Origin of the sequence: Neorhizobium sp. DAR64872/K0K18, assembly GCF_050500175.1 — a bacterium.
Taxonomy (GTDB): domain Bacteria; phylum Pseudomonadota; class Alphaproteobacteria; order Rhizobiales; family Rhizobiaceae; genus Neorhizobium; species Neorhizobium soli.
Genome location: NZ_CP191446.1, coordinates 2,435,043 through 2,457,907 on the forward strand (window position 1 = coordinate 2,435,043; position 22,865 = coordinate 2,457,907).

26 protein-coding genes are annotated in these 22,865 nt (G+C 61.6%); 16 read left to right on the plus strand and 10 right to left on the minus strand.

The window, feature by feature from the left end; translation table 11 throughout:
• Positions 1 to 74: 74 nt before the first annotated feature.
• Positions 75 to 317 (minus strand): hypothetical protein, encoded by a 243-nt coding sequence (locus ACQY1P_RS17435; RefSeq protein WP_062455136.1) that lies wholly within the window; start codon positions 315 to 317, stop codon positions 75 to 77.
• A gap of 245 nt (positions 318 to 562) precedes the next feature.
• Between ACQY1P_RS17435 and ACQY1P_RS17440 the strand changes: the two genes are divergently transcribed.
• The 3 genes from ACQY1P_RS17440 to ACQY1P_RS17450 all read left to right on the plus strand — a co-directional run bounded on the left by ACQY1P_RS17440 (position 563) and on the right by ACQY1P_RS17450 (position 1,722).
• The gene (locus ACQY1P_RS17440; RefSeq protein ID WP_062455134.1) at positions 563 to 853 is read left to right on the plus strand and encodes a hypothetical protein; all 291 of its coding nucleotides are present in this window, start codon (positions 563 to 565) and stop codon (positions 851 to 853) included.
• A gap of 128 nt (positions 854 to 981) precedes the next feature.
• Positions 982 to 1,374, plus strand: a complete 393-nt coding sequence (locus ACQY1P_RS17445) for a DUF983 domain-containing protein (RefSeq protein WP_062455132.1) — start codon at positions 982 to 984, stop codon at positions 1,372 to 1,374.
• A gap of 99 nt (positions 1,375 to 1,473) precedes the next feature.
• Complete coding sequence (locus ACQY1P_RS17450) at positions 1,474 to 1,722, plus strand: hypothetical protein (protein ID WP_139283784.1); 249 nt, start codon at positions 1,474 to 1,476, stop codon at positions 1,720 to 1,722.
• Positions 1,723 to 2,051: 329 nt separating this feature from the next.
• Here the strand turns inward: ACQY1P_RS17450 and treY are convergent, their stop codons facing one another.
• The 5 genes from treY to ACQY1P_RS17475 all read right to left on the minus strand — a co-directional run bounded on the left by treY (position 2,052) and on the right by ACQY1P_RS17475 (position 8,487).
• Entirely contained in the window at positions 2,052 to 4,589 is a 2,538-nt protein-coding gene (gene treY, locus ACQY1P_RS17455; RefSeq protein ID WP_430254619.1) for a malto-oligosyltrehalose synthase, read from the minus strand.
• Positions 4,586 to 6,397 (minus strand): malto-oligosyltrehalose trehalohydrolase, encoded by a 1,812-nt coding sequence (treZ, locus tag ACQY1P_RS17460; RefSeq protein WP_430254621.1) that lies wholly within the window; start codon positions 6,395 to 6,397, stop codon positions 4,586 to 4,588. The genes treY and treZ overlap by 4 nt, the downstream gene beginning before the upstream one ends.
• 129 nt (positions 6,398 to 6,526) lie before the next feature.
• Positions 6,527 to 7,213 carry a metallophosphoesterase family protein gene (locus ACQY1P_RS17465; RefSeq protein WP_062457815.1) on the minus strand — a complete coding sequence of 229 codons (687 nt, stop codon included), beginning with the start codon at positions 7,211 to 7,213 and terminating at the stop codon, positions 6,527 to 6,529.
• 74 nt (positions 7,214 to 7,287) lie between these two features.
• Positions 7,288 to 8,091, minus strand: a complete 804-nt coding sequence (locus tag ACQY1P_RS17470; RefSeq protein ID WP_062457812.1) for a nucleotidyltransferase family protein — start codon at positions 8,089 to 8,091, stop codon at positions 7,288 to 7,290.
• A 162-nt stretch (positions 8,092 to 8,253) separates the two neighbouring features.
• Entirely contained in the window at positions 8,254 to 8,487 is a 234-nt protein-coding gene (locus ACQY1P_RS17475) for a hypothetical protein (protein ID WP_062455125.1), read from the minus strand.
• Positions 8,488 to 8,624: 137 nt separating this feature from the next.
• Here ACQY1P_RS17475 and ACQY1P_RS17480 point away from each other — a divergent pair, with 137 nt between their 5' ends.
• Both ACQY1P_RS17480 and ACQY1P_RS17485 read left to right on the plus strand, forming a co-directional pair.
• The gene (locus ACQY1P_RS17480; protein WP_062582591.1) at positions 8,625 to 8,807 is read left to right on the plus strand and encodes a DUF3008 family protein; all 183 of its coding nucleotides are present in this window, start codon (positions 8,625 to 8,627) and stop codon (positions 8,805 to 8,807) included.
• Positions 8,808 to 8,888: 81 nt separating this feature from the next.
• Positions 8,889 to 10,250, plus strand: coding sequence for an amidase (locus ACQY1P_RS17485; RefSeq protein ID WP_430256726.1), 1,362 nt, complete (start codon positions 8,889 to 8,891; stop codon positions 10,248 to 10,250).
• A gap of 24 nt (positions 10,251 to 10,274) precedes the next feature.
• Here ACQY1P_RS17485 and ACQY1P_RS17490 read toward each other — a convergent pair whose 3' ends face one another.
• A complete protein-coding gene (locus ACQY1P_RS17490) occupies positions 10,275 to 11,288 on the minus strand; it encodes a zinc-binding alcohol dehydrogenase family protein (protein ID WP_430254623.1) in 1,014 nt (337 codons plus the stop codon).
• A gap of 106 nt (positions 11,289 to 11,394) precedes the next feature.
• On the opposite strand from ACQY1P_RS17490, the gene ACQY1P_RS17495 reads away from it, so the two are divergent.
• From ACQY1P_RS17495 to ACQY1P_RS17530, 8 genes are all read left to right on the plus strand, one after another.
• On the plus strand, positions 11,395 to 11,784 hold the full coding sequence (locus ACQY1P_RS17495) for a winged helix-turn-helix transcriptional regulator (protein WP_430254625.1): 390 nt from the start codon (positions 11,395 to 11,397) through the stop codon (positions 11,782 to 11,784).
• A gap of 113 nt (positions 11,785 to 11,897) precedes the next feature.
• Entirely contained in the window at positions 11,898 to 12,605 is a 708-nt protein-coding gene (locus ACQY1P_RS17500) for a hypothetical protein (RefSeq protein WP_062455117.1), read from the plus strand.
• A 132-nt stretch (positions 12,606 to 12,737) separates the two neighbouring features.
• Positions 12,738 to 13,499, plus strand: a complete 762-nt coding sequence (locus ACQY1P_RS17505; RefSeq protein WP_430254626.1) for a glycosyltransferase family 2 protein — start codon at positions 12,738 to 12,740, stop codon at positions 13,497 to 13,499.
• Positions 13,496 to 14,152 (plus strand): hypothetical protein, encoded by a 657-nt coding sequence (locus ACQY1P_RS17510; protein WP_192086131.1) that lies wholly within the window; start codon positions 13,496 to 13,498, stop codon positions 14,150 to 14,152. Before ACQY1P_RS17505 ends, ACQY1P_RS17510 begins: the two co-directional genes overlap by 4 nt.
• A gap of 25 nt (positions 14,153 to 14,177) precedes the next feature.
• Positions 14,178 to 14,837 (plus strand): HAD family hydrolase, encoded by a 660-nt coding sequence (locus ACQY1P_RS17515; protein ID WP_174196299.1) that lies wholly within the window; start codon positions 14,178 to 14,180, stop codon positions 14,835 to 14,837.
• Positions 14,834 to 15,541: a glycosyltransferase family 2 protein gene (locus ACQY1P_RS17520; protein WP_092660047.1), complete on the plus strand. Its 708-nt coding sequence runs from the start codon at positions 14,834 to 14,836 to the stop codon at positions 15,539 to 15,541. The genes ACQY1P_RS17515 and ACQY1P_RS17520 overlap by 4 nt, the downstream gene beginning before the upstream one ends.
• Positions 15,542 to 15,550: 9 nt before the next feature.
• Positions 15,551 to 15,880: a cupin domain-containing protein gene (locus ACQY1P_RS17525; protein WP_430254629.1), complete on the plus strand. Its 330-nt coding sequence runs from the start codon at positions 15,551 to 15,553 to the stop codon at positions 15,878 to 15,880.
• A 206-nt stretch (positions 15,881 to 16,086) separates the two neighbouring features.
• Positions 16,087 to 16,854: a 2-keto-4-pentenoate hydratase gene (locus tag ACQY1P_RS17530; protein ID WP_325265811.1), complete on the plus strand. Its 768-nt coding sequence runs from the start codon at positions 16,087 to 16,089 to the stop codon at positions 16,852 to 16,854.
• Between the two features lie 57 nt (positions 16,855 to 16,911).
• On the opposite strand, the gene ACQY1P_RS17535 is transcribed toward ACQY1P_RS17530, so the two are convergent.
• The 3 genes from ACQY1P_RS17535 to ACQY1P_RS17545 form a co-directional block, all read right to left on the minus strand.
• Entirely contained in the window at positions 16,912 to 17,538 is a 627-nt protein-coding gene (locus ACQY1P_RS17535; RefSeq protein WP_325265810.1) for a nuclear transport factor 2 family protein, read from the minus strand.
• A 100-nt stretch (positions 17,539 to 17,638) separates the two neighbouring features.
• Positions 17,639 to 18,466 (minus strand): tetrahydrofolate dehydrogenase/cyclohydrolase catalytic domain-containing protein, encoded by an 828-nt coding sequence (locus ACQY1P_RS17540; protein WP_430254632.1) that lies wholly within the window; start codon positions 18,464 to 18,466, stop codon positions 17,639 to 17,641.
• Positions 18,467 to 18,475: 9 nt separating this feature from the next.
• A complete protein-coding gene (locus tag ACQY1P_RS17545; protein ID WP_430254634.1) occupies positions 18,476 to 19,240 on the minus strand; it encodes an IclR family transcriptional regulator in 765 nt (254 codons plus the stop codon).
• Positions 19,241 to 19,369: 129 nt separating this feature from the next.
• Between ACQY1P_RS17545 and ACQY1P_RS17550 the strand changes: the two genes are divergently transcribed.
• From ACQY1P_RS17550 to ACQY1P_RS17560, 3 genes are read left to right on the plus strand one after another with little or no spacing between them, the layout of a single operon-like run.
• The gene (locus ACQY1P_RS17550; RefSeq protein ID WP_430254636.1) at positions 19,370 to 20,170 is read left to right on the plus strand and encodes a creatininase family protein; all 801 of its coding nucleotides are present in this window, start codon (positions 19,370 to 19,372) and stop codon (positions 20,168 to 20,170) included.
• Positions 20,167 to 21,462: an amidohydrolase family protein gene (locus ACQY1P_RS17555; RefSeq protein ID WP_430254638.1), complete on the plus strand. Its 1,296-nt coding sequence runs from the start codon at positions 20,167 to 20,169 to the stop codon at positions 21,460 to 21,462. Before ACQY1P_RS17550 ends, ACQY1P_RS17555 begins: the two co-directional genes overlap by 4 nt.
• Complete coding sequence (locus tag ACQY1P_RS17560) at positions 21,459 to 22,850, plus strand: FAD-binding oxidoreductase (RefSeq protein WP_430254640.1); 1,392 nt, start codon at positions 21,459 to 21,461, stop codon at positions 22,848 to 22,850. The genes ACQY1P_RS17555 and ACQY1P_RS17560 overlap by 4 nt, the downstream gene beginning before the upstream one ends.
• Positions 22,851 to 22,865 lie beyond the last annotated feature (15 nt).

A 22,865-nucleotide genomic window follows, 5' to 3' on the forward strand; every position in this document is an offset into this window, starting at 1 on the left:
TGTAGGTTCGGATTGGATAATTTCCGAACCTACACGATTTGCGCAGCAGCGCGGATCAGCGGACAACAGGCTCCTTAAAGAGCCGGCACCCATTTCCAGAACACGCCTTCCAATCTTTCCGGGTAATATTTGAACTCGCACTCGAGTTTTCGGCCGTAGGTTTCGGCCTGCGACAACGCCTCGGCACTGACAGGGCTCATGCCCGTCCCTGGCGCAAACCAGTCTTCCAGAAGATCTTCCGGCACATAGATGCCGGTCCTCAGAGGCAACGCCGTTAAGGCAGCATCGAGTTCTGCGGGTATCGTCCGTGGCGCCATTGTTTCATCCCTTCGATCGTTGATTGGAATCGCGCTCGATCTGTGAGCTTTCAGGAGGTTGTCCGTTTACAAGAATGCCCCACTGACACCGTTGCGTCGAGAAGAAATGGCGCCCGCTGTTCCCGCTCGCCCGCTGCCGACGGCATGAGCGCACAGGCAGAATGGTTCAATCTAGCCAAAAGCGCTCTGGACCCTAAGTTGGATAGAGGTGGGTGCAGCGTGTGCTAACCAATGAGGATAATGTCATGAAAATCGTCGCCTTCTCTGCCGGCCTTTTGGGACTTGCCCTGGCGCTCAGCAGTTGCACGACCGCCGGCGCCAGTGGCGGCGGATCTGACATTGCCCCGATCAAGGGGAGCATCACCTATGGCGGCCAGCCGCGTTCGAAGCTGACCAAATCCCCCATCGGCAGCACGTTTCCGCATGAGTTCATCGACCAGTTCGGCGACCGGGTGAGCGAGACCTATGTGATCGAGCCGGACCGCAGCCTGCGCATCATCGATCGGCACGTGATTTCAGAGTCCTTCTCCGACTAGAGGGCGCCCTGCGATCGACTTTTGTCGGGCGAGGCAGATTGACGCGCCTCACGCGCGCCTCTTGTGGGTTGCAGCCGTTGCACTTATTCCGTGTCGGATAGATCGATATGGCATGATTGGGAGGCAACATGGCAGACGACGGGAACTGGGCGCCGCTTTCGCCTTACGCAACGGGCGTGCGAGGGCGCTGCCCGCGCTGCGGCCAGGGCCATCTCTTCAAGGGCTTTCTGACGATCAGGCCGCGATGCGAAGCGTGCGGGCTTGATTACGCCTTTGCGGATCCCGCAGACGGTCCGGCCTTCTTCGTGATCTGCTTTGCCTGCGTGCCCTCGGTGGCACTCGCAGTGTGGATCGAGACGGTGTTTTCGCCGCCGTTCTGGGTGCATCTTCTCATCTCTCTCCCCTTCCTGCTTCTGACCTGCATCCTGCCGCTGCGACCGCTGAAAGGCTGGCTCGTCGCCAGCCAATATATCTACCGGGCGCGGGAGGGCAGATTGCAAGGAAGCCCAAACGACGTCTGATTCTGGTGCGACCGGGTGGTCTCCGACCGCCGCTCGTCGCGCGAGTACCGGAACAATTTCCCGCGCCAACCATTCGACATGACAAGCAAGGAGCCTGTCATGCCGGAAATGCAAGAGACTGAGACGGAAGCACAGCGGCGGTCGCTGGCGCTTGAGGGCGCAATGCTGCTGATGATCGACGGCCTTGCCGCAAGAGGCACCATTTCGGTGGATGAGGCAGAAGACATGCTTCGCATCCTGTCCACAAGCTCCGACGGATCGGCCCTCCGAGCCAACAATTCCCTGCGCGTCGTCAACCAGCTGAAGCGGTTGCGCCGGGGCGATGGCAGTGCAGCACCCGGCGCCTGAGGCGGACTCACATCTGTCGACGCAGAGATCACGTTTTCAGGAACCTTTTTTACGCCTCACCGTTCACCTCCCAACAGCAAAAGGAGACACTATCATGAATAGCATCGTATGGTTGGTAGGCGCAGTCGTCATCGTAATCGCGGTTCTGAACCTCGTTGGATTCGCTTGATTTGATTGCCCTTTTCCACTGAACTTCAGGTTCAGGTGGAGAAACAAAAAGGCGCCGGTTCTGATCGAACCGGCGCCTTTTTCGTATTGGTGACGTCCCGCCTGGGTGGGTCACTGCCCGCCGTCACTTCGGCGAGCAGTGTGATCAGATGAGGGCTCGCCTATTCGGCAGTCAGCAGTGCAAACGGATGATCGGCAAAGGCGAGGTTGACGGCGATGCTGTCCTTGGCCTCGACGTCCTTGCCGGTGGAGAGATCGCGGTAGCGACGGTTGGCGAGCTGTGTAGGCAGCTCCACTTCCGTCTCCGCCCAGCGCTCGCCCCGTGACGGATAGACGTCGCCGTTGAGCGCGCCGAAGACAAGCCGCGGTACGATTACGATCACGGCTTGATCGCCATCGGTGCGGGCGAAGGCCAGGATGTTTTCGGCCCGGTTTCCGGTCGCCTTGAGCGGCACGTAGTCGCCCTTGCGGAACAGGTCCGGCGCGTCGCGACGCTGGTGCAGCAGACGCTGGATCAGGTGCTGTTTCAGCCGTCCGCTCAGCCATCCGTCCTCTGTCGAGGAGTCCGGATTGTCGTTCTCCGCAGGGAGGTCCTGCAGCATGGCGAAATCCGGTTCGCGACGGTTGTCGGGGTCGACAAGGCTGAAATCGAGGGCTTCACTGCCCTGATAGATGTCAGGCACGCCTGGTGCCGTCAGCTTGACGATCGTCTGGGTCAGGCTGTTGACCAGACCGGCCCGGATGAAGGGCTGGAGCGCCGAGGAGAAGTCCGCCAGGAATTCCTGGTTTTTCGGCGACAGCATGTAACGGGCGTAGTCGAGCACAGCGTTCTCGTACGCCTCGTTGCCGTCACCCCAGTTGGTGCGCAGCTTGGCTTCCTTGATCGACTTCTCGACATAGGCAAGGAAACGCTCCTCGAGTGCCTTGAGGCCGCTCTCGTCCTTCGGCTGCAGCGTCGTCGGCCAGACGCCTGCGAGCGCCTGATAGAGCATCCATTCGACTGCAGGCTCCGGTGCCGGGCCATCATCCAGCGAGACGACCTTCGTCGCGTTCATCTTGCGCCAGCGGGCAACGCATTCCGACCAGAGTTCCGGCGCCTCGGTCAGCACGTAGAGACGGGCACGGGCATCTTCGCCGCGCTTGGTGTCGTGCGTGGATGTCCCAGACAGCGCATCCGGCTGACGCTGCAGCCTTGTTTCCATGTCGTGGTGGAAACGCTCGATCGAGAAATCGCGCGGCAGCGGTTCGGCGCCGACTTCGTTGAGTGCAAGCGCCATATGCTGACGGAAGAACAGCGTGTCCTCGACGGACTTTGCCATCAGCGGGCCGGTCAGCTGCTGGAAGCGGGTACGGAAATTCGCCGCATCATGAGAGGCCTTCTCGGAGACGTCGTTGCCGAGGATGCGGGTGATCAGATCGAGGCCTGCCTGATCCGGCGCATTCGGTCCCTGCCTGACCTTGTCGACGACGCTCTTCAGCATCTCGTGGCCTTCCGGCGGCAGACCTGTTTCCGTCCCGTAGGTCCGGTAGACCGGGAATGCGACCAGCAGTTCGCGCAGTGCAGACCTCGTGGTTTTCTCGTCCACGCTGATGCCATCCGTGTTGGCGATCGCGACGGCAAGTTTCAGCAGCGTCGTGAACTCGCCCTCGAAGTTCTTGTCGGCCATCAGAAGCTTGGCAGCGCGCAGTTCGGCCGCCATGTCGACCGGCTTGCCGACAACGTCGTCATAGGCTTTGCGCAGACCGGCGATCTTTGCACCGTCCACAAGAGCGTCGGACAGCGAGGCGATGAACTCGTAACCCGTCGTGCCTGAGATCGGCCAGTCTGCAGGGATGTGCTCACCTTCGCCGAGGATCTTCTCAACGGTGATGTAGCAATCGGGACCGGCTTCCTGGCGCAGGAGCTCGATATAGGCCTTTGGATCGGCAAGGCCGTCCACGTGGTCCACGCGCAGACCGTCGACGGCGCCGGAGTGAACCAGTTCGAGGATCAGGCGGTGGGTGTCGTCAAATACCTGTTTGTCTTCGACGCGGACGCCGGCAAGGCCGGTGATCTCGAAGAAGCGGCGGTAGGAGAGATCGCGCGGCGCTTCCCGCCACGACATCAGACGGTAGGGCTGGCGCTCGTGCAGCTCTGCAAGCGATGTCTTGTCGGTAAGTTTGATCACCTCGGTTTCGCGGCCCTGATAGGTTTCCGGCGCGAGCGGATAGTAGCTGTCGTAATAGGCGAAAGCCGGCTTGCCGGTCTTCGGGTCGGGCTTCACCGAGATGTCGCCATTGGAAAGTGCGGTCTCGAACGAGTCGCCGAGGAAAGGCAGCGTCAGCGGGCGCGACCAGTTGATGTCGAAATGCTTTGCAAACCGGCTGTTCTGGCCATTTTCAATAACATCGCGCCACCACGTGTTTTCAAGCGATGCGGCCATGTGGTTGGGCACGATATCGAGGATCAGGCCAAGACCTGCGTCCTTCAACGTTTTCACCATGCGATCGAAGCCTTCGCGACCACCGATCGAGGGTTCGATCTCGTTGGCGTCGGTCACGTCATAGCCATGGGTTGACTCCGACGTGGCCGTGAAGATCGGCGACGCGTAGAGGTGGCTGATGCCGAGGCGCTTCATGTAAGGCACGAGCTCGCTCGCGCGATCGAAAGTCATGCCGTTGCGGAACTGGATACGGTAGGTAGCTGTCGGGATGGTCACTTGATGTCTCCGGCGGGCGCGAGGCGGACGATGATAGAGTTCTGGGGCAGATCCGGCGTTTCGGACGGCCAGGCAAAGAGCGTCTCACCCGGCAGATCGGGAAGCGGCTGCGCCTTTTCGCCGATGTTGAGCGCGATCGACAACGTTCCTTTCGGGAAAGTCCAGCTAACGGCCAGGAAGCCCTCGCCGGTCTTCAGAACCTTGCCCGAGTTGCCGGTGGCCGTTGCAAGCATCGGCACGATGTGCTGCTGGCGAAGGGAAAGCAGTTCCTTCGTCAGCGCAAGCCACTCCTTGCCATCGCGGCTATCGTGCTTCTTCCAGTCGAGCTTGGAGGCGTCGAAGGTCGTCTTGGCATTCGGATCGGGGACGACATCGCCCTCGTGGCCGGCATGGCCCTGGAATTCCTTCGCGCGGCCCTCGCGCACGGCCTTGGCAAGGTCGCCGTGGAAATCGGTGAAGAAGAGGAACGGATTCGTCTCACCATATTCCTCGCCCATGAATAGAAGCGGAATATGCGGCGAGAACAGAAGCGAGGCGTAAAGGACCTTGGTGCGATCGGCACCGGCAAGCTCGATCAGACGTTCGCCCTCGGCGCGGTTGCCGACCTGGTCGTGGTTCTGGATGAAATCCACAAAAGCGACGGGCGGCTGGCCTGCGCTTTTCACGCCGCGCTTTTCGCCGGCATGCGGCGAGACTTCGCCCTGATAGGCAAACCCTTCGGCCAGAACCCGGGCGACGAGCTTTTCCGGCTGCTTGGCGAAATCCTCGTAATAGGCGTGCGTTTCGCCGGTCGCGAAAACATGGACGGCATTGTGAAAGTCGTCGTTCCACTCCGCGGTAAACAGAGGTGCGTTGCCGTCTTCGTCGCGCGGATGCAGGTCGATGATGTTGCGGGCGTCCTCGGTCGTCAGGTGGATCGGCCGGTCGGTAATCTCGGCGCGGATGCGCTCGGCGATCTCGTTCAGCACGTGGCTGTCGGAAATATCCTCGATCTGGTCGATCGCATCGAAGCGAAGACCGTCGAAATTGTATTCATGCAGCCAGTAGAGCGCGGCCTCAACGATGTAGCGGCGGGTCGCATCGACGTCATAGGCGATGGCCGCACCCCACGGTGTCTGACGCTCCTTGTGGAAGAAGTCGGGCGCCAGAAGCGGCAGATAATTGCCCTCGGGGCCGAAATGATTGAGCACGAGGTCAAGCACGATGGAGATGCCATGCGCGTGAGCGGCATCGACGAAGGCTTTGACATCATCGGGTGAGCCATAAGCCGCGTGCGGCGCATAAAGAAGAACGCCGTCGTAACCCCAGCCACGGTTGCCGCCGAACTGCGCAATCGGCAGGATCTCGACCATGGTGATGCCGAGTTCTGCGAGATAAGGCAGCTTCTCGATCGCTGCGCGGAACGTGCCGTCAGGGGTGAAGGTGCCGACATGCATCTCGTAAACGACGGTTTCTTCCCAGGGGCGACCGGTCCACTCCGTTGTCTGCCAGTCGTAACTGGTCGGATCGATGACAAGCGAAGCTCCGTTGACCTCGGACTTCTGGGCACGGGATGCGGGATCGGCGACAACGGTACCATCGGCCAGCACGTAGTTGTATTCCGCGCCTGGTTCGACGCCGGTTGCCAGGATCTCGAACCATCCGTCGTCGCTGCGGCTCATCTCGGCATCCTTGCCGTCGAGACGGAGCACGACCGTTTCCTGGCCCGGAGCCCAGAGACGGAATCTTACCTCGCCAGCAGCGACATATTCCGCTCCCCAGGTTTTCGGAAAGCTTCGGAGTTCGGCGACGGCATTGACGTCCGACATGGGGTCCCTTTCATCAGGTTGAGAGCGACCGGCAAACGAGTGAAAGGCGTGACAGTTCCATCATGGAACAGGCAAACCTTTCACGATCAGTGATTTTCGCAGGCTGATGTTTTTCAGCCTGGAAAGCGCTCAAAGATCGAGCAGCGCATAAGGCCGACCTGTCGGCTTTTCGATATGCGAAGCAACGTTATAGACCGGCGCGCCCCCTGGCGTCCTGCCTTCGTAGCGGCCGCGGTGGGCATGGCCGTGGACAACGGCCTTGACCGGGAAGCGGTCGATCGTTTCGGCCAGACGCGACGAGCCGAGGAAGGGGAAGATTTCCTCCGGTTCGCCTTCCACCGTCTCGCGGATCGGAGCGTAGTGGAGCACGACCATGGCGCGTTCGGAGCGAACCTGACGCAGCGCGTTTTCGAGCCGCATCGTTTCCTCGACGCTTTCGGCCACCATCGCCTTGATCGCCGGCTCGCCGAACGAACCCAGCATGTGACGCCCGAAGCCGCCGGCAAAACCCTTGGCTCCGGCGAAACCGACGCCGTTGATTTCGACTGCCTGACCTTCGAGAAGGTGAACGCCAGCGTCCTTCAGGATGTGGGTGACTTCCTCGACGCAGCCACATTCATAATCATGGTTGCCAAGTACGGCGACCATCGGGATCGAGCATGAGCGCAGATCGGCGGCAAGCAGTTCGGCTTCCTTGACCTTGCCGAGGTCTGTCAGGTCCCCGGTCAGGACCAGAATGTCCGCCTCCTGCGAGATCTCGGCAAACAGGTCTTTGTAGGATTCCGAGCCGTGTTCCTTGACATGAAGATCGCCCATGGCGGCAATGCGCTGCAGGCCCTCAGGCTTCTTGCGATCGCTTTTCTGTTTTTCGGCAGCCTTGTCAGACTTGCTCATACCGGGCCTCCTTCCAAAGTTTTTTCATCGACGCCCGCGCGCAGTTCTCCTTCGCCACCGACGTCGGCGAAACCCCATTCCTTGACATCGATCTCGAAATCGATGCGGCTGAACATGCGGCCACGGCAGACCTTCATCTGCGGCAGGGGCAGTTCGCGCTGCGCCTTCAGGCGGTCGAGAAGCTCGTCGAGCAGCCAATCAGGAACCTTGTCGCGCTCGGTCGGGTAGATCCAGCGGAAGTTGAGAAGGTGGATCAGCAGCACTTCCCAATGCACTTCCATATGGTTGAGCAGCCGCTCCCAGTCGATCTGGTCATGGGCGCGCAGGATCGTGTGGACGATGTCGCCGCCGTCGTAGCGGTGGCGAAGCTGGACGAAGCATTTCGACCAGATCAGCTCCGTCGGCGCGATGATGCGCACCTTGTGGCCGTTCATCTCGATCTGTCTGGCATTCTCGAACCAGCTGTCGCTGATCGGCATCGTGCCGTTGGAGGCTGCAAAGATCACATCGAAGAAGTGCTTGCCCTTCTTGACCTTGCCCAGCCAGCGGTCGTCTTCGACCTCGATCTCGTATCCCTTCTGTTTGAAATGCGAGAGGATCCGGGCGTAGTCGCCGGCCTTGCAGAAGATATCGAGATCCTTGGTCTGACGGGTAATGCCGGTATAGGCGCTGAGCGCGAACGTGCCGGCCAGAAGGAACGGGATGTGGCAATCGACCAGATCCTCCAGCGCCACGGCAACGAAGGCCTCCGCATCGGCATCGGCCAAAAACGGCGCCGCCTTGACCTCGAGATCGGGCATTGCCTGGAGCGGATGGGGCGGCGTTTCTCGCGCCGCCGTCGGTGCGGGGGCGAGCCCATGGCGCTTTTCTACATCGGCATTCATCGGTTTTCTCCGAATGTCAGTGGGTAGCGGGAACAGCGCGTTTTCTCGCTGTTTCCCGCCTGAGCGTCAGGCTCAGCCTCACGGCTTTTCCTGGTTGTCCGCATTGGCCATCGGGCTTGGGCGTCCGTCCGGCTGGTCGCCGTCTTCGCGCTGGTCGATGTCTTCAAGATCGGTCTTGACCATGAAACGGTCGATTTCGCCGCGACGCGCGGCTTCGCGCACGGCTGCCGGGTTGGTCGTTTCCATCTGCTCGCTCAATTCGTCACGAACCGGTTCGCGCGCCTTGTCGTCTTCGTGCTTTTCGTTTTCCATCAGGGTCTCCTTTGACGTCGTCAGGCCAGCAATGTGGCGAGCCGGTGGGGAAACCGCCTAGACGCTGCAGAGGTTCCGTGCTGTCGGGAACCGGGACACGGTTTGCCAAGTTTTAAGCGGAAACGAAGGAGGACGACATGCCGGCGAAATCAAGTGCGCAGCAAAAGGCAGCAGGCGCCGCGCTTTCCGCAAAGCGCGGCGAGACCAAGAAATCGGAACTGAAGGGTGCTTCCAAAAGCATGGAGAAGTCGATGAGCGAAAAGCAGCTCGACGAACTGGCCTCCACGAAACGCAAGGGAAAGCCGGAACACGCTTCCTGAAGCTGGAGCGGCAACGTCTTCTCCTTTTGCACGAATCCGTTACACCTCTGATCCCAGGTGAACGGATAAAGGATGAGCACTGTGACCAAGTCTTTCGGATCAATGTCGATTGCCGAGCTTTCGACGCTTTTGCAGCTTGGCAAGGTCGATGCGGTTGAAGTGACCGAATCGGTCCTGTCGGCGATTGAATCCTATTCCGACAAGGCCGTGTTCGTGACGCTTCTGCGGGACCGTGCGCGTTCCGAAGCACAGGCTGCGTCAAAGCGCCTGCGCGAAAACCGCTCGCTCGGCATTCTCGATGGTATCCCGATCGCCTGGAAGGACTTATTTGACATCGAAGGCCTTTCGACCACGGCAGGCTCGAGCGTGATGGCCAAAGATCCGGCGGCGACCAAGGATGCAGCGGTCGTCGATCTCCTGAAACAGGCCGGCATGGTCGCGATCGGCCGCACCAACATGAGCGAATTCGCATTTTCGGGCATCGGCATCAATCCGACCTACGGCACGCCGGAAAATCCGCGCTCGACAGACATGCCCCGCGTGCCGGGCGGATCCTCGTCAGGTGCTGGCGTGGCCGTGGCCGCTGGCCTCGTGCCGGTTGCCATGGGGACCGACACGGGCGGCTCGGTCCGCATCCCGGCTGCCTTCAACGGCGTCGTCGGCTACAAGGCGACCCGTGGCCGATATGCCATGGACGGCGTCTTCCCGCTGGCGAGAAGCCTCGATTCGCTGGGACCGCTTTGCAATACCGTACAGGACGCCGTGTGGATCGACGCGGCAATGCGGGGTCTCGGAACGCCGCTGACGCCGCGAAAGCCCACGCAGACGCTCGATATCGTCATCCCCACCAATGGCGTGTTCGACGGCGCCGAGCCGGGTGTGGTCGAGGCGTTCGAGGCAGCGATCGAGAGGCTGGCAGCAGGCGGTGCCCGCATCACCCGCCTCGCCTTCCCGTCCTTCGACGAACTGCCGCAACTGATGGCGAAATACGGACCGATGGTGACCGCGGAAGCCTTTGCGCTCCATCGAGAACGACTGGCGGGTGCGGATGCTGGCGGAATGGACCCGCGCGTCGTTGCCCGCACCAGGCTTGGCGAAAAGACCACGACCGCCGACTATCTCGCAATCATCGATGCTCGCGCCCGGATGACGGCAGAGACCGAGGCCCTGATCGCCGGTCGCCTCGTCGCCTTCCCCTCCGTCGCCCATGTGGCACCAGCCATTGCGCCATTGAAGGCCGACGACGAGGCGTTTTTCGCGGCCAACGGCAGGACGCTCCGCAATACCGGCTACGGCAATTTCCTCGACTGGTGCGGCGTGTCGATCCCCTGCGGAACCGGCGAAGCCGGCATGCCGGTCGGATTCCTCCTGTCGGCGGTTGCTCACGACGACGAGAAGCTTCTGACCGCTGCCATGGGCCTGGAAGAGGTGATCCGGGGCTGACCCCGGATCATTGTTTCGCAGGCCTCAGAACCCTTCGAGCACGATCTTGCCGCGGGCCTTGCCGCTTTCCAGCGTGGCATGCGCCTTCTTCAGGTTTTCCGCATTGATCGGGCTCATCACGTCGGTGACGGTGGTGCGGATCCGGCCGGCATCGATCAGTGCGGCGACTTCGTTCAGAAGCTCTCCCTGCTCGTCCATGTCGGCCGTTTCATAGATCGACCGGGTGAACATCAGCTCCCAATGCACAGAAAGAGCCTTGCGCTTGAAACCGGTGATGTCGAAGGTTTCCGGATCGTCGATCAGCCCGAACCGACCCTGCGGCGAAATCAGTTCGATGATCTCCTTCGTATGACGTGGCGTTTCGGTCGTCGAGAAGACGAAACCGGGCGCGCCGATCCCGAGCGCCTTCACCTGTTCGGCGATCGGCTTGGAATGATCGATGACGTGATGGGCGCCCAGTTCCTTGACCCAGGCCTGGGTCTCCGGCCGTGACGCCGTCGCAATCACGGTGAGGTCGGTCAGAGCCCGGACCAGCTGGATGGCGATCGATCCGACACCGCCGGCACCACCGATGATGACGATCGCATTGGCTGCACCCGGGACCGGCTTTTCGACATCGAGCCGGTCGAACAGCATTTCCCACGCGGTGATCGCCGTCAGCGGCAAGGCGGCCGCCTGCGCATTCGAGAGCGACTTCGGCTTGTGGCCGACGATCCGCTCATCGACCAGATGGAACTCGCTGTTAGCACCTTGCCGGATCAGCGAACCCGAATAGAACACTTCGTCGCCCGGCTTGAAGGCGGACACGTCATCGCCGACTTCGACCACCTCGCCCGCCACATCCCAGCCCAGCACCTTCCACTGGCCGTCTTCAGCCGAGACGTTCTTGCGGATCTTGTAATCGACCGGATTGACCGAAATCGCTTTCACCGCAACGAGAATATCCCGCCCCGTCGCCTTCGGCCGGTCCAGTTCGACATTTTCAAGCGCGTCGTCCCGATCGAGCGATCCGGCAGTTCTGTAGGCTATGGCTTTCATGGCGTTCTCCTTTGCGGGCAGAATTGATGTAAGCCTCATATGGCGCTATGATCATCCAAAGCCAATACGCACAAAAACAGCCTATAGTGTCAAAAAGGATACCGTGATGGCCAAGGCCCACCATACCAGGTTCGACTGCAGCCCCGGCTGCTCGGTCGAAGCGGCGATCGGCCTGATCGACGGCAAGTGGAAGTCCGTCATCCTGTTTCATCTGCTGGACGGCACGCTGCGCTTCAACGAGATCCGCCGGCAGATCCCGGCCGTGACCCAGCGCATGCTGACCAACCAGCTACGCGAGCTGGAGGCCGACGGGTTGATCACCCGCAAGGTCTATGCCCAGGTGCCACCCAAGGTGGAATACAGCCTCTCGCCGCTCGGCCTCACCATCAAACCGATCCTGACCGCGTTAAAGGCCTGGGGCGACGAGAATATCGGGCTCTACGGCAAGCCGAAACAGACCGCGACCGATCCGCAGGCGGCGTCGATTCCGGCCTGAAAGAGGGCCTGACCTGCTCCGCACCAGCTACGGGGACTATCGCAGAGAGACAGGATCGGCGGGGGCAAGACGTTGATCAGCGACTGCGATAATCGTTTCCATAGGGGGCAACGTTGAGACTTTCCGTACTGATCCGGGGCAACAATTACATCGAGAAGGACCGTTTCGGCCTGCCGATGGATGCGCGCAAGAACATCGACTCGATCATCGAGAACATTGTCGCGCCGGTGCGTGAAAGCAATCCCGATGCAAAAATCTACCTCGCCACCTATGACAGCCCGGCCCTGGCCGAGCTTCAGGATAAGCTTGGACCGTGCGAGCTGATCAAGCTGGATGCGCAGGGCAGCTCGCAGATCGAGACCTACAAGGAAGGCCTCAAGCACGTCTTCGCCCAAGACGAATACGATGCGCTCGCCGTGATCCGCTTCGACCTGCAGTTCAGGAAGAAGATCACGGACTGGAATGTCGATATCAGCCGCGACAGCATCTACTTTCCTTTCAAGGAATACAAATCCTACTGGCGTGACCACTGGCGCGTCGGCGACGCCGTGCATGTGATCGGCAAGAGCGCTATTTCACATTTCTACAATGCCATGATCATGAACCAGCTTTCGGGCCGCGCTCACCTGCATCTGATGTATTATTTCCTGCGCACCATGCACGCAAACCTGCGCTTCATCGAAGACGGCTACTTCGATTCCAACACGCTGTTTGCCAATCCGGAATGCGACAACCCGCTCTACAAGATCTTCAACCGGCCGCGACTGACCACGCCGTCGCCGTCGATGGGCATGCAGCTCGGCGAAATCCAGGCCGAATAGGCGTTTCGACCTTGCCCGCGGTCGGGCGCGGACGCTGGAAATTGACCTGTTTGACAGCTTGGCACCAGCTTCAAGCCTTAAGGTTTCAGGCACTAGATCAACTGCAAACTTTTATTTTGGATACCGCCGCAGATGCTCAATATCGTCGTGCCGATGGCAGGTCACGGAAGCCGCTTTGCAAAAGCCGGCTATACGCTTCCAAAACCGCTCCTGCCCGTGCATGACGTCGCGATGATCCGCCTCGTGATCGAGAACCTTAAACCAAAGGTCGAGCACCACTTCATCTTCATCTGCCAGGCATCGCATGTTCGGGACTACGGTCTCGACGCGCATCTGCGCCAGTGGGCGCCGGGTTGCGATATCTATCTGGTCGAAACCGTGACCGAGGGCGCCGCCTGCACCGTGCTTCTGGCGCGCGACGCGATCGACAACGGCAACCCGATGATGATCGCCAACTGCGATCAGTATGTCGATGTCGACATCAACGCCTACCTTGCCGCCGCAGACGGTCTCGATGGCCTGATCATGACCATGTCGGCGGACGATCCGAAGTGGAGCTTTGTCTCCTTCGGCGACAACGGCTTTATCGACAACGTCGTCGAAAAACAGGTGATCTCCAACCACGCCACCGTCGGGATCTACAATTTCGGCAAGGGATCGGATTTCGTCGCCCATGCCGACCGGATGATCGAGCGCGACTTCCGCGTCAACGGTGAGTTCTACGTGGCGCCCGTCTACAATTTCATGATCGAGGACGGCATGAAGATCGGCGCCTACTCGATCGGCTCCGTCGACAAGGGCATGCACGGCCTCGGCGTTCCCGACGACCTCGAAAGCTTCCGCAATCTGCCGCTGTCTCTGAGAGTGACGCAGTCCATCAAGGAACCGGCATGATCCAGATCCTCAGTCATCGGGGATACTGGAAATTCCCCGAAGAAAAGAACACGGTCGAGGCCTTCGTCCGGTCGTTCTCGCTCGGCTACGGCACCGAGACCGATGTGCGCGACTGCCTCGTTGGCGGCAAGCCGCGGCTGGTCATCTCGCACGACATTCCGAACGGTACCGAAATCTCCTTCGCTTATCTTCTGAGCCTCGCCAGACAGCACGGGTCTCCGACGCTTGCACTCAATATCAAGGCCGACGGGCTGCATGATATGCTGGCCGAAGTGCTGACCGCCGAAGGCTACGACAACTATTTCCTGTTCGACAGCTCGGTTCCGGACCTGATCCAGGGCGTGAAGCGCGGCATGACCTCGTTCACCCGGCTGAGCGAATACGAGCGCGTGCCATCGCTATACAGCGAGCCCGGCATCACCGGCGTCTGGTTGGACAATTTCCTGCCCGGCCGCTGGTACGAAGCGCCGCTGGTCGAAAAACTGCTGGATGACGGCAAACTGGTCGCGCTTGTCGCGCCCGACCTGCATCGCCGCCACGACGAATACGAACCCTTCCTGCACTGGCTGGTCTCGTCCGGCCTGCGCGATCGCGAAGGGCTGATGATCTGCACCGATTTTCCCGAGAAAGCCAAGGAACTGCTGCGCGTATAGCGCAAAGTCTGGCGCACGAGGTTTGATGACGATGATTAAGGCTGTAATTTTCGACATGGATGGCGTGCTGATCGATGCCCGCGAGTGGCATTACGAAGCGCTCAACCGCGCGCTGGAACTGTTCGGCTTCACCATTCCGCTTCACGAGCACCTGACCACGTTCGACGGCCTGCCGACCCGCACCAAGCTGCAGATGCTGACTGCCACCCGCGGCCTTCCGGAATCCCTGCACGGCTTTGTCAACGAGATGAAGCAGCGCTATACGACCGAGCTGATCCACACCAAGTGCAAGCCGGTGTTTCGCCAGCAATACGCGCTCGCGCGGCTGCGCGGCGAAGGCTACCGTCTCGGCGTGGCCTCGAACTCCATCCGCAGCACCGTCAACCTGATGATGGCAAAGGCCGGCCTCGAGGACTACCTGGAGTTCCAGCTCAGCAACGAAGACGTGAGCGTCGGCAAACCCAGCCCGGAAATCTACCTGAAGGCCATCGGCATCCTCGGCCTTTCGCCCGAGGAATGCCTGATCGTCGAGGACAACGACCACGGGATCCGGGCAGCGCGTGCCTCCGGTGCCCATGTCATGGTCGTCAACGACGTCTCCGAGGTGAACTACCAGTCGATCTGCAAGTCGATCGACAAGCTGCAGGCATCGTTCGAGCTTCCGGCATTGCAGGTGGTCGCATGAACATCCTGATCCTGATGGCGGGCGAGCCCCGCATCCTTTCCGCAGACAGCTTCCCGACCCCGCTGGTCGAGGTGGACGGCATGCCGCTGGTGCAGCGCCTGCTCGAACAATGCGCGCGCATCACCGGCCACCGGGTGATCATCGCGATGCAGGAAAAGGAACTGCGCCGCTACCATCTCGACGACGTCGTGCGGCTGATCGATCCGACAGCCGAGATCGTTGCCGTCAAGGACAAGACACAGGGTGCGGCCTGCACCGCACTGCTTGCCGCCGGCAGCATCGACAACGACACACCGCTTCTGATCCTCAACGGCGACGAATTCCTGACCGTTCCGATGGAAACCATCATCGCCGATTTCAGCCGGCGCGAGCTCGATGGCGGCACCGTCACCTTCCGGTCGGTGCATCCGCGCTATTCCTTCGTCCGGCTCGACGAGCGCCAGATGGTGGTCGAAGCGGCCGAAAAGCACCCGATCAGCGACAATGCGACGGCGGGCTTTTACTACTTCCGCAAAGGGTCCGATTTCGTCAAGGCAGCCAAGGCGGCGATCCGCAAGGATGCCCGGCACAACGACATGTTCTATGTCTGCCCGGTCTATAACGAGCTCGTTCTCGAGGACAAGAAGATCGGCGTCTACCCGATCGACGCGAAGGACTATCATCCGATCAAATCGGACCGCCAGCTGAGCGAACTGTCGATCTGAGAGGGCAAGATGAGCGAAGCTTCCTATAATCTCGACGACATGATCGGCGGCTGGTTCGTCGGCGATTTCGATCCGAGCGTCGTCAAGACCGACGCGTTCGAAGTGGGCGTCAAGAGCTACAAGGCGGGCGATCGCGATGCCCGGCACTACCACAAGATCGCCCGGGAAATCACGCTCGTCGTCTCCGGCCGTGTCCGCATGCTGGACAAGGAATGGGGCGAAGGCAGCCTGATCGTGATCGAGCCCGGCACAGTCAACGCGTTCGAAGCGCTGACGGACGCGACGCTGACGGTGGTGAAGATACCGAGCGCGAAGAACGACAAGTATCTCGTCGACTGACGCAAAATCCCGACCTCTAAACGAACGATATCAGCAGGTTAAGCCTACCTGCTGAACGGATACCTTCGCGCCGGGTCGGGATATTGCCCGCAAAGCCTTGACGGACGGCTCTGCGTTCGCGACGATCTCCACCCCGCTGAACCACAGCGAAACGCTGGCGAGAGCCCAAAAAAGCTCAGCCGCAAATCATTCGATCGGAGACATTCATGGCCGAACTCTCAACCCAGGCGTTCAACCCCGAAACGCTGGCCGAGAGCCTGATCGCGCTGCGCAACGAAGGCCGCAAGGCGCCGTCCGCAAGCTTTGCCCTGCCCCAGGATTTAAGCGCCGGCATGGCGGCACAGAACGCCGTGGCACAGAGGATCGGCGCCAGCGCGAAGATGATCAAAGTCGCGATGTCGACGGACAAGCAGCCGGTGATCGCGCCGCTGTTCCCTTACGTGGAAACGACCAGCGAAGCGAAGCTTCCCTATTCCCCCGGCACACGGTTCGAGGTCGAGATCGCCGTCAAGCTCGGCGCGGATCTGCCGGTAAGATCCGAAGCCTATACAAGGGCGGAAGTGCTAGACGCGGTGGCGGATGCCTATCTCGGCTCGGAACTGCTTGTCACCGCAGTCGAGGAAGGTGGCAGCGTCTCCTTCCCTCTCTACCTCGCCGACCGCATCGGCAATGGCGGCTATGCGCTCGGCCCGAAGGTCCCGAAGACGCTGATCGACACGGTCGGCGGGCTTGTCCTCAAGGTCACCCACGACAGCAGCCCGGTCTATGACGGACCAGTGGCCCATCCGGTCGGAGACGTGCTCGCCTGGCTGGTCGCCTATGCCAATGACGCCACACGCCCGGCCACATCACTCACGTCAGGCATGGCGGTGACGACAGGTGCGCTCTCGGGCGCAATGCCGCTGCCCGGCGCCGGGCGCGTCGTGGTGGAACTCGAAGGCGGTTATCAGATGAGCGTCCTGCTCACGGCTTAACCGGAAATCTGCAGCACGCGACCCCAAGGCTCGCGTGCTGCCTTCACGACGTGAGGACTACGGGCAGGTGTTGACCGGTGCTGCCTTGACGATCGGGAAGCAGCCCTTCCACTGTTCGGTGCGGGCCGGCCATGGCGTCAGCGTCTTCGGGCTTTCCTCGAGCTGAAGCACGCCGAGCGCCTGCAGATCCTTCACCCGGCCGTCGAGATATTCCTTGATCACCGAAATCTTGCCGTCCTTGACATGGGCGATCCAGACATCGTTGACGACCTGACGGTTGCCGCGCTGGAACGTGCGGAACTGCAGCTCGACCGCGATGCGGCCGGTCGTCGTATCGATGAAGAACGCGTCTTCCGGAAGGTAGATGCTGGTATCCTTGGCCGCCTTGCAGAACGTGTCGAGGTCAGCCAGCATCTTGTCACGGCCGGTAACGCTGCTGGTCGGATAGGAGAAGGCGACGTCTTCGGTGACCGCATTCTTCAGGAGGTCGGCGTTGCAGGAGGCCCAGGCGGAGGCGAGGTCGAAGACCAGGTTCTCCATGGCGGCACGCGCGGGATCGGTGGAGGGCGTGCCCGCGTAGGTCACACCGGGACGGATGTCTGCCGCCTGAGCCGAGCCGACGGAGGCGACGACGAGAGCGGCGGAAAGCGTTTTGAGCACGAAGCTGCGAAGATGGAAGGTCATTACGAGTTCCCCGTTATTGTTCGTTTATCGAACTTGTGTTCGGATATGAGTAGAGAAGCGCAAAATCTGGTGCAGTGCAATATCACCGCACTGATTTCCGTCAGGACACTCCAAGTGCCGCATCCGCGACATTGCGCATCAGGCAGGCGGTGGTGACCGGACCGATGCCATCGGGCACATGCGTCACCGTGACGTTGCGACCGGCAACCGCGTCGAGATCGACATCACCGACAAGTCCGACCGGGCCGCGATTGATCGAGACATCAAGCACGACTGCACCATCTTGCAGATGCTCCGACCCGATCAACCCGGCAACGCCCGCAGCCGTCACGACGATATCGGCGCGGCGGCTATGAGCCGCCAGATCCCGGGTCGCCGCATGCGCGATCGTCACGGTCGCCTCCGCATCCAGCAGCATATTGGCGAGTGGACGACCGACGATGCGCGATGCGCCCACCAGCACGATCTCGCGTCCCCCCAGCGAACCGGCCAATGCCTGCGCCATCAGGAAACAAGCCTTCGCCGTCGCCGGCGGACGGGTCACGGCGCCGAGCGCCAGGTCACCGGCATTAAGGGGGTGCAGTCCGTCCACGTCCTTGCTCGGCCCGATCAGAAGCGCAGCCGTGCGCGCATCCATGCCCGCCGGCAACGGATAGAGCGTGGCAACCGCATCGATCTCATCCACCGCTGCCAGTTCCTCCAGCTGCGCAGTCAGCCTCTCGACATCCGACGGATAGGCTTCGAGCTGCAGGTCTATGCCGACCTCCCGCGCGGTGACCTGCTGCCGACGCGCATACGCCGCCATGCCGGGGTTGCTGTCATCGAGCAGCACGACGTAGCGAACCGTCCGGTCACTTGCCGAGATACGCCGGCGCGTTTCAGCGTTGATCCCGGCGGCAATTTCGAACCCGGTGACGATCTCAAGCATGTGACTTCCCTAGAGTGTGGAGGCAATCTGCCCGGCGCAGACCTTGAGCCGTGCTGCCATCTCGGCCAGCGCCGCCTCGTCATACTGCCCATGCTCGAAGATGATCGATACGGCACCGACGACCTCGCCGATGCCGGGGTGAAACACTGGCGCCGCGAGCGACGCGACGCCGCTCACATATTCGCTATCGGTCAGCGCATAGCCGCGCTCGCGGATCTGTTTCAGCGCGTCCTCCAGGCGATCCCGGTGGGTCTCGGTCTGGTCGGTATGGGCAGAGTAGGCGGCACTGTCGAGGATCGCATCCAGCCGGACGGTATCGAGGAATGCAAGGATCGCCCGCCCCGAAGCCGTCGGCAGCAACGGCACCCGCGTGCCTGTCGTGACCCGGTTGAGCGTGAATTTCGACGGTAGGAAAGCATGGGCGACATAGACGGCATCCGTCTCGTCCAGCATCGCATAGGACACGGACTCGCCGACCTCCTGCGCCGCATTGCGCAGCACCGGCTGGATGATCTGCGGAATGCCCCGACCCTCGATAAAACCCTGGCTCAGCCGCAGTACATGCGGGGTCAGCTCGTAGCGGCCGCGATCGCAGGCGAGATAGCCGAGCTGTTCCAGCGTCCGCACCAGCCGCCGTGCAACGGCGCGGTTGAGCTGGACCTTGTCGGCAATCTCGCTGATCGTGATGGCGCGATCCTTCGCATCGAAGGCGAGCAGGACCGCAAGCCCCTTGGCGAAGGTCAGCGAGACTTCCTTGTCGTTTTCATCCAGCACCGGCGCTCCTTCCAGACCCGAGGTTGAACTCGTGTGCCTATCTTTTCCGCACCGCAACATTTTTCACCTTGACGAACCGGCGACATAAGTTACGATTTAGCGAACAATTGCTCGATAAGCGAACAAACCATGCCGTTTCAGTTTTGGCAAGACCTCAAGACCACCGATTTCGCAGCCATCGACAAAGGTCGCGCTGTCGCGGTTCTGCCTGTCGGCGCAACGGAGCAGCACGGCCCGCACCTGCCGCTGGCGACCGACAGCATCCTTGCCGAACGTATGGCGATGGAGGCAGCCCAGCGTGTCGAGGATGCTGATGTCTACATCCTCCCGACCATCACTTACGCGAAATCCGACGAGCATCTGTCGTTCCCCGGAACCCTCACGCTCGATGCCGCGACGCTTCTGGCAAGCCTCACCCAGATCGGTCACAGCGTCGCCCGCGCAGGCTTCTGCAAGATGGTATTTCTCAATGCCCATGGCGGCAACGTTCCGGTCCTCCAGATCGCGGCGAGAAGCCTGCGGCTGGAAACGGAGCTGTTCGTGGTATCCGCCGGCTGGATCTCGATGGGCTTTCCGCCGGGCCTCGTCTCACCGCTCGAACAGCGCGACGGCATCCATGGCGGACTGGTCGAAACCGCGGCCATGCTGCATTTCCGGCCCGATCTTGTCGATATGAACGAAGCCCGCAATTTCGTGCCGGCCTCGGCAGCCATCGCCGACAACAACGAGGTGCTTCGCCTGCTCGGCCCGATCAGCGCCGGCTGGGTCGCGGAGGATCTGCACCCGGCAGGCGTCGCCGGCGATGCCGCGTCCGCAACGCCCGAGATCGGCGCCGCGATCGTTGCCCATGCGGCAACCCGCTACGCCAAGCTTCTGGACGAGGTCGCAGCGCATCCGGGAACGGCTGCCATCGGGACACCGCCGCTATGAGCGCCGTTATCCCGCCATTCGGGGACGCCCCGCTCACCATCCGCAATCTGCGTGCACCCGCAGCGCTGGTCGATGGCCTTCCCCACCACGCAGCAGACAGCCGCAGCAGCCTTGTCACCTTCGACGTAACGATACGAGACGGTCGCTTCCATGCGCCAACCTCAAGCGAGCGCGAGTGGGATGCGCAGGGACGCCTCGCTTTGCCCGGCTTCATCGACATGCACGTCCATCTCGACAAGGCTTTCACTTCCGAGCGAACCGGCTTTTCCGACAACGGCCTTGCCTCGGCGGTCGAGCTGGCGATGGCCGACGCGCCCAACCGGACGGTGGAGGATATCGTGGCGCGCATGGACCGCGCACTCGTGAGGGCCGAACAGCATGGCACGGTCGCGTTACGCACCCATCTCGATACGTTCGAGGAACCCGACACCAGCCCCGCCTGGATCGCCTTTGGCGAAATCCAGTCCGCCTGGAAGCACCGGCTGACCCTGCAGGCTGTGGCCCTGATGGCATTGTTTCGGGTGGAGCAGGACGGTTTCGATCGACGCTGCGCGCAGATCGCGAAGCGCGACGGCGTGCTCGGCGCCTTTATCGGACCGGGCAGCGCCACGCCGGAGCGGATCGACAGGCTGTTTCTGGCAGCCACAAGACACGCGCTCGACCTCGATCTTCACGTGGACGAAACGACGGACGCATCCGCTGACGGCCTTTCGCTCATCGTCGAAACGGCCCTGCGGCACAAGTTTGCCGGACGCATCGTCGCCGGACATTGCTGCGCGCTTGCTCAAAAGAACGAGATCGAAGCGCAAGCCCTGATCGCTGGCATTGCCGAAGCCGGCATCCATGTCGTCGCGCTGCCGCTCACCAACGGCTTCCTGCAGGACCGCAAACCCGGCCGCACGCCGCGTCTGCGCGGCCTTGCCCCGGTCACCGAACTGCGCGCTGCCGGCGTCAACGTCGCCTTCGCGTCGGACAATGTGCAGGACGCATTCTACCCCTACGGCGATTTCGACATGCTGGATGTGATGCGCCAGGCGCAGTTCCTGGGCCAGCTCGAAGGCGATCCCGCCGGCTGGGCCACCGCCTGCAATGCAGGACCGGCGGCCGCCATGGGTCTCGACGGCGCCGGCATGATCCGCGCCGGCGGTGCGGCGGATGCGATCATCTTCGAGGCAACCGGATGGACCGACCTTTTCTCCCGCACCAACACCGCCCGCACGGTTATGCGCAACGGCAAAGCCTTGGGTGCTGCCACTGCCGAGGCAGTCGGGATCGAACGGAGGCGCGCGTGAGTGCAGATCTCGAAGCCTGCCGGACAGCGCTCGCCCGGTTCGATATCGACGACAATCCGCGCACGGTTCAGCAGAAAAGCCGGGACTTCTACTGGTATAGCCCAATCCTGAAGGATCTCCTGAAAGACGTCTGCGGCGATCTGGTTGTTGCGCCCCGCAGCGAGGCCGAGGTGATCGAGATCCTTTCGATCTGCCACCGCTGCAACGTGCCCGTCACCGTCAGGGGTGCCGGAACCGGCAATTACGGCCAGTCCATGCCGCTGCAGGGCGGCGTCGTTCTGCATATGAAACACATGAACGAGGTCGTTCGCATCGGTGAAGATCATCTCGTTGCCCAAGCCGGCGCCGTCATGGCGGATCTCGAACAGGCGGCGCGCGAAAAGGGCCATGAAATCCGCCTGTTTCCCTCCACCACGGCAACCGCGACGCTCGGCGGTTTCATCGCCGGCGGATCGAGCGGCGTCGGCGCCATCCGCTGGGGCGGCCTGCGCAACCCCGCCAATATCCGCCGCCTGCGTCTCGTGACGATGGAGGCAGAGCCTCGTGTCCTCGACCTTGTCGGCGACGACATTGCCAAGGCGGCACACGCCTACGGCGTCAACGGCGTCATCATCGAGATCGAGATCCCGGTCGACCCGGCCGGAGACTGGGTCGACGTGCTGATCGGCGCACCCGATTTTGCCTCCGCGAACCGTCTTGCCTTTCGTCTCGGTGAAGATGACGCGATCACGCTGCGCATGCTTTCGACCTTCGAAAGCGCCATCCCCGATCGCTATTTTACCCGGCATGCACCGTTCCTGAAATCCGGCGAAGCCCTGGTTGCGGTCATGGTTGCAAGACAGGATCTCGATAGGCTGGTGACCGCAGTCGAGGAAGACGCCGGCGCCGCCATCCGCTTCCGCGCCGACCGCGATGGTGCCGGCATGCGCCTGCCTCCGGCCTATGAGCTGGCCTGGAACCACACGACGCTTCGGGCAATCAAGATCGATCCGTCGATCACCTACCTGCAGATGATGCTGCCGCAGGACGATCTCTACGGCGCGATCGACCGCATCGCTGAAACCTTCGGCGATGAGCTGATCCTGCATTTCGAATTCACACGGTTTTCCGGCAAGGTCGCCGCCGTCGCCATGCCGCTGCTGCGCTATGAAGGCACTGAGCGGCTCGAAGAGGTGGTCGAGATCCTGGAAACACGGCTGGGCGTCACCGTGTTCAACCCGCATCGGGTGACGCTGGAGGAAGGCGGCATGAAGCGCACAGATCCCGCCCAGCTCGAATTCAAGCGCCAGACGGATCCCAAGGGCCTGCTCAACCCCGGCAAGATGATCGCCTGGACGCATCCTGACTGGGTCCCCGCTCCCGGCCGCATCTTCCTTTTCAACCGATAACGAGAATTATGGACC

Coding starts and splice junctions, on each gene's coding strand:
- treZ (WP_430254621.1), bottom strand. CDS start 6,397: ATGTCGGACGTCAATGCCGTCGCCGAACTCCGAAGCTTTCCGAAAACC.
- ACQY1P_RS17540 (WP_430254632.1), bottom strand. CDS start 18,466: ATGCTTGAGATCGTCACCGGGTTCGAAATTGCCGCCGGGATCAACGCT.
- ACQY1P_RS17530 (WP_325265811.1), top strand. CDS start 16,087: ATGGCCGAACTCTCAACCCAGGCGTTCAACCCCGAAACGCTGGCCGAG.
- ACQY1P_RS17445 (WP_062455132.1), top strand. CDS start 982: ATGGCAGACGACGGGAACTGGGCGCCGCTTTCGCCTTACGCAACGGGC.
- ACQY1P_RS17465 (WP_062457815.1), bottom strand. CDS start 7,213: ATGGGCGATCTTCATGTCAAGGAACACGGCTCGGAATCCTACAAAGAC.
- ACQY1P_RS17515 (WP_174196299.1), top strand. CDS start 14,178: ATGACGATGATTAAGGCTGTAATTTTCGACATGGATGGCGTGCTGATC.
- ACQY1P_RS17490 (WP_430254623.1), bottom strand. CDS start 11,288: ATGAAAGCCATAGCCTACAGAACTGCCGGATCGCTCGATCGGGACGAC.
- ACQY1P_RS17480 (WP_062582591.1), top strand. CDS start 8,625: ATGCCGGCGAAATCAAGTGCGCAGCAAAAGGCAGCAGGCGCCGCGCTT.
- ACQY1P_RS17495 (WP_430254625.1), top strand. CDS start 11,395: ATGGCCAAGGCCCACCATACCAGGTTCGACTGCAGCCCCGGCTGCTCG.
- ACQY1P_RS17475 (WP_062455125.1), bottom strand. CDS start 8,487: ATGGAAAACGAAAAGCACGAAGACGACAAGGCGCGCGAACCGGTTCGT.
- ACQY1P_RS17435 (WP_062455136.1), bottom strand. CDS start 317: ATGGCGCCACGGACGATACCCGCAGAACTCGATGCTGCCTTAACGGCG.
- ACQY1P_RS17450 (WP_139283784.1), top strand. CDS start 1,474: ATGCCGGAAATGCAAGAGACTGAGACGGAAGCACAGCGGCGGTCGCTG.
- ACQY1P_RS17470 (WP_062457812.1), bottom strand. CDS start 8,091: ATGCCCGATCTCGAGGTCAAGGCGGCGCCGTTTTTGGCCGATGCCGAT.
- ACQY1P_RS17520 (WP_092660047.1), top strand. CDS start 14,834: ATGAACATCCTGATCCTGATGGCGGGCGAGCCCCGCATCCTTTCCGCA.
- ACQY1P_RS17535 (WP_325265810.1), bottom strand. CDS start 17,538: ATGACCTTCCATCTTCGCAGCTTCGTGCTCAAAACGCTTTCCGCCGCT.
- ACQY1P_RS17440 (WP_062455134.1), top strand. CDS start 563: ATGAAAATCGTCGCCTTCTCTGCCGGCCTTTTGGGACTTGCCCTGGCG.
- ACQY1P_RS17550 (WP_430254636.1), top strand. CDS start 19,370: ATGCCGTTTCAGTTTTGGCAAGACCTCAAGACCACCGATTTCGCAGCC.
- ACQY1P_RS17505 (WP_430254626.1), top strand. CDS start 12,738: ATGCTCAATATCGTCGTGCCGATGGCAGGTCACGGAAGCCGCTTTGCA.
- ACQY1P_RS17510 (WP_192086131.1), top strand. CDS start 13,496: ATGATCCAGATCCTCAGTCATCGGGGATACTGGAAATTCCCCGAAGAA.
- ACQY1P_RS17525 (WP_430254629.1), top strand. CDS start 15,551: ATGAGCGAAGCTTCCTATAATCTCGACGACATGATCGGCGGCTGGTTC.
- ACQY1P_RS17555 (WP_430254638.1), top strand. CDS start 20,167: ATGAGCGCCGTTATCCCGCCATTCGGGGACGCCCCGCTCACCATCCGC.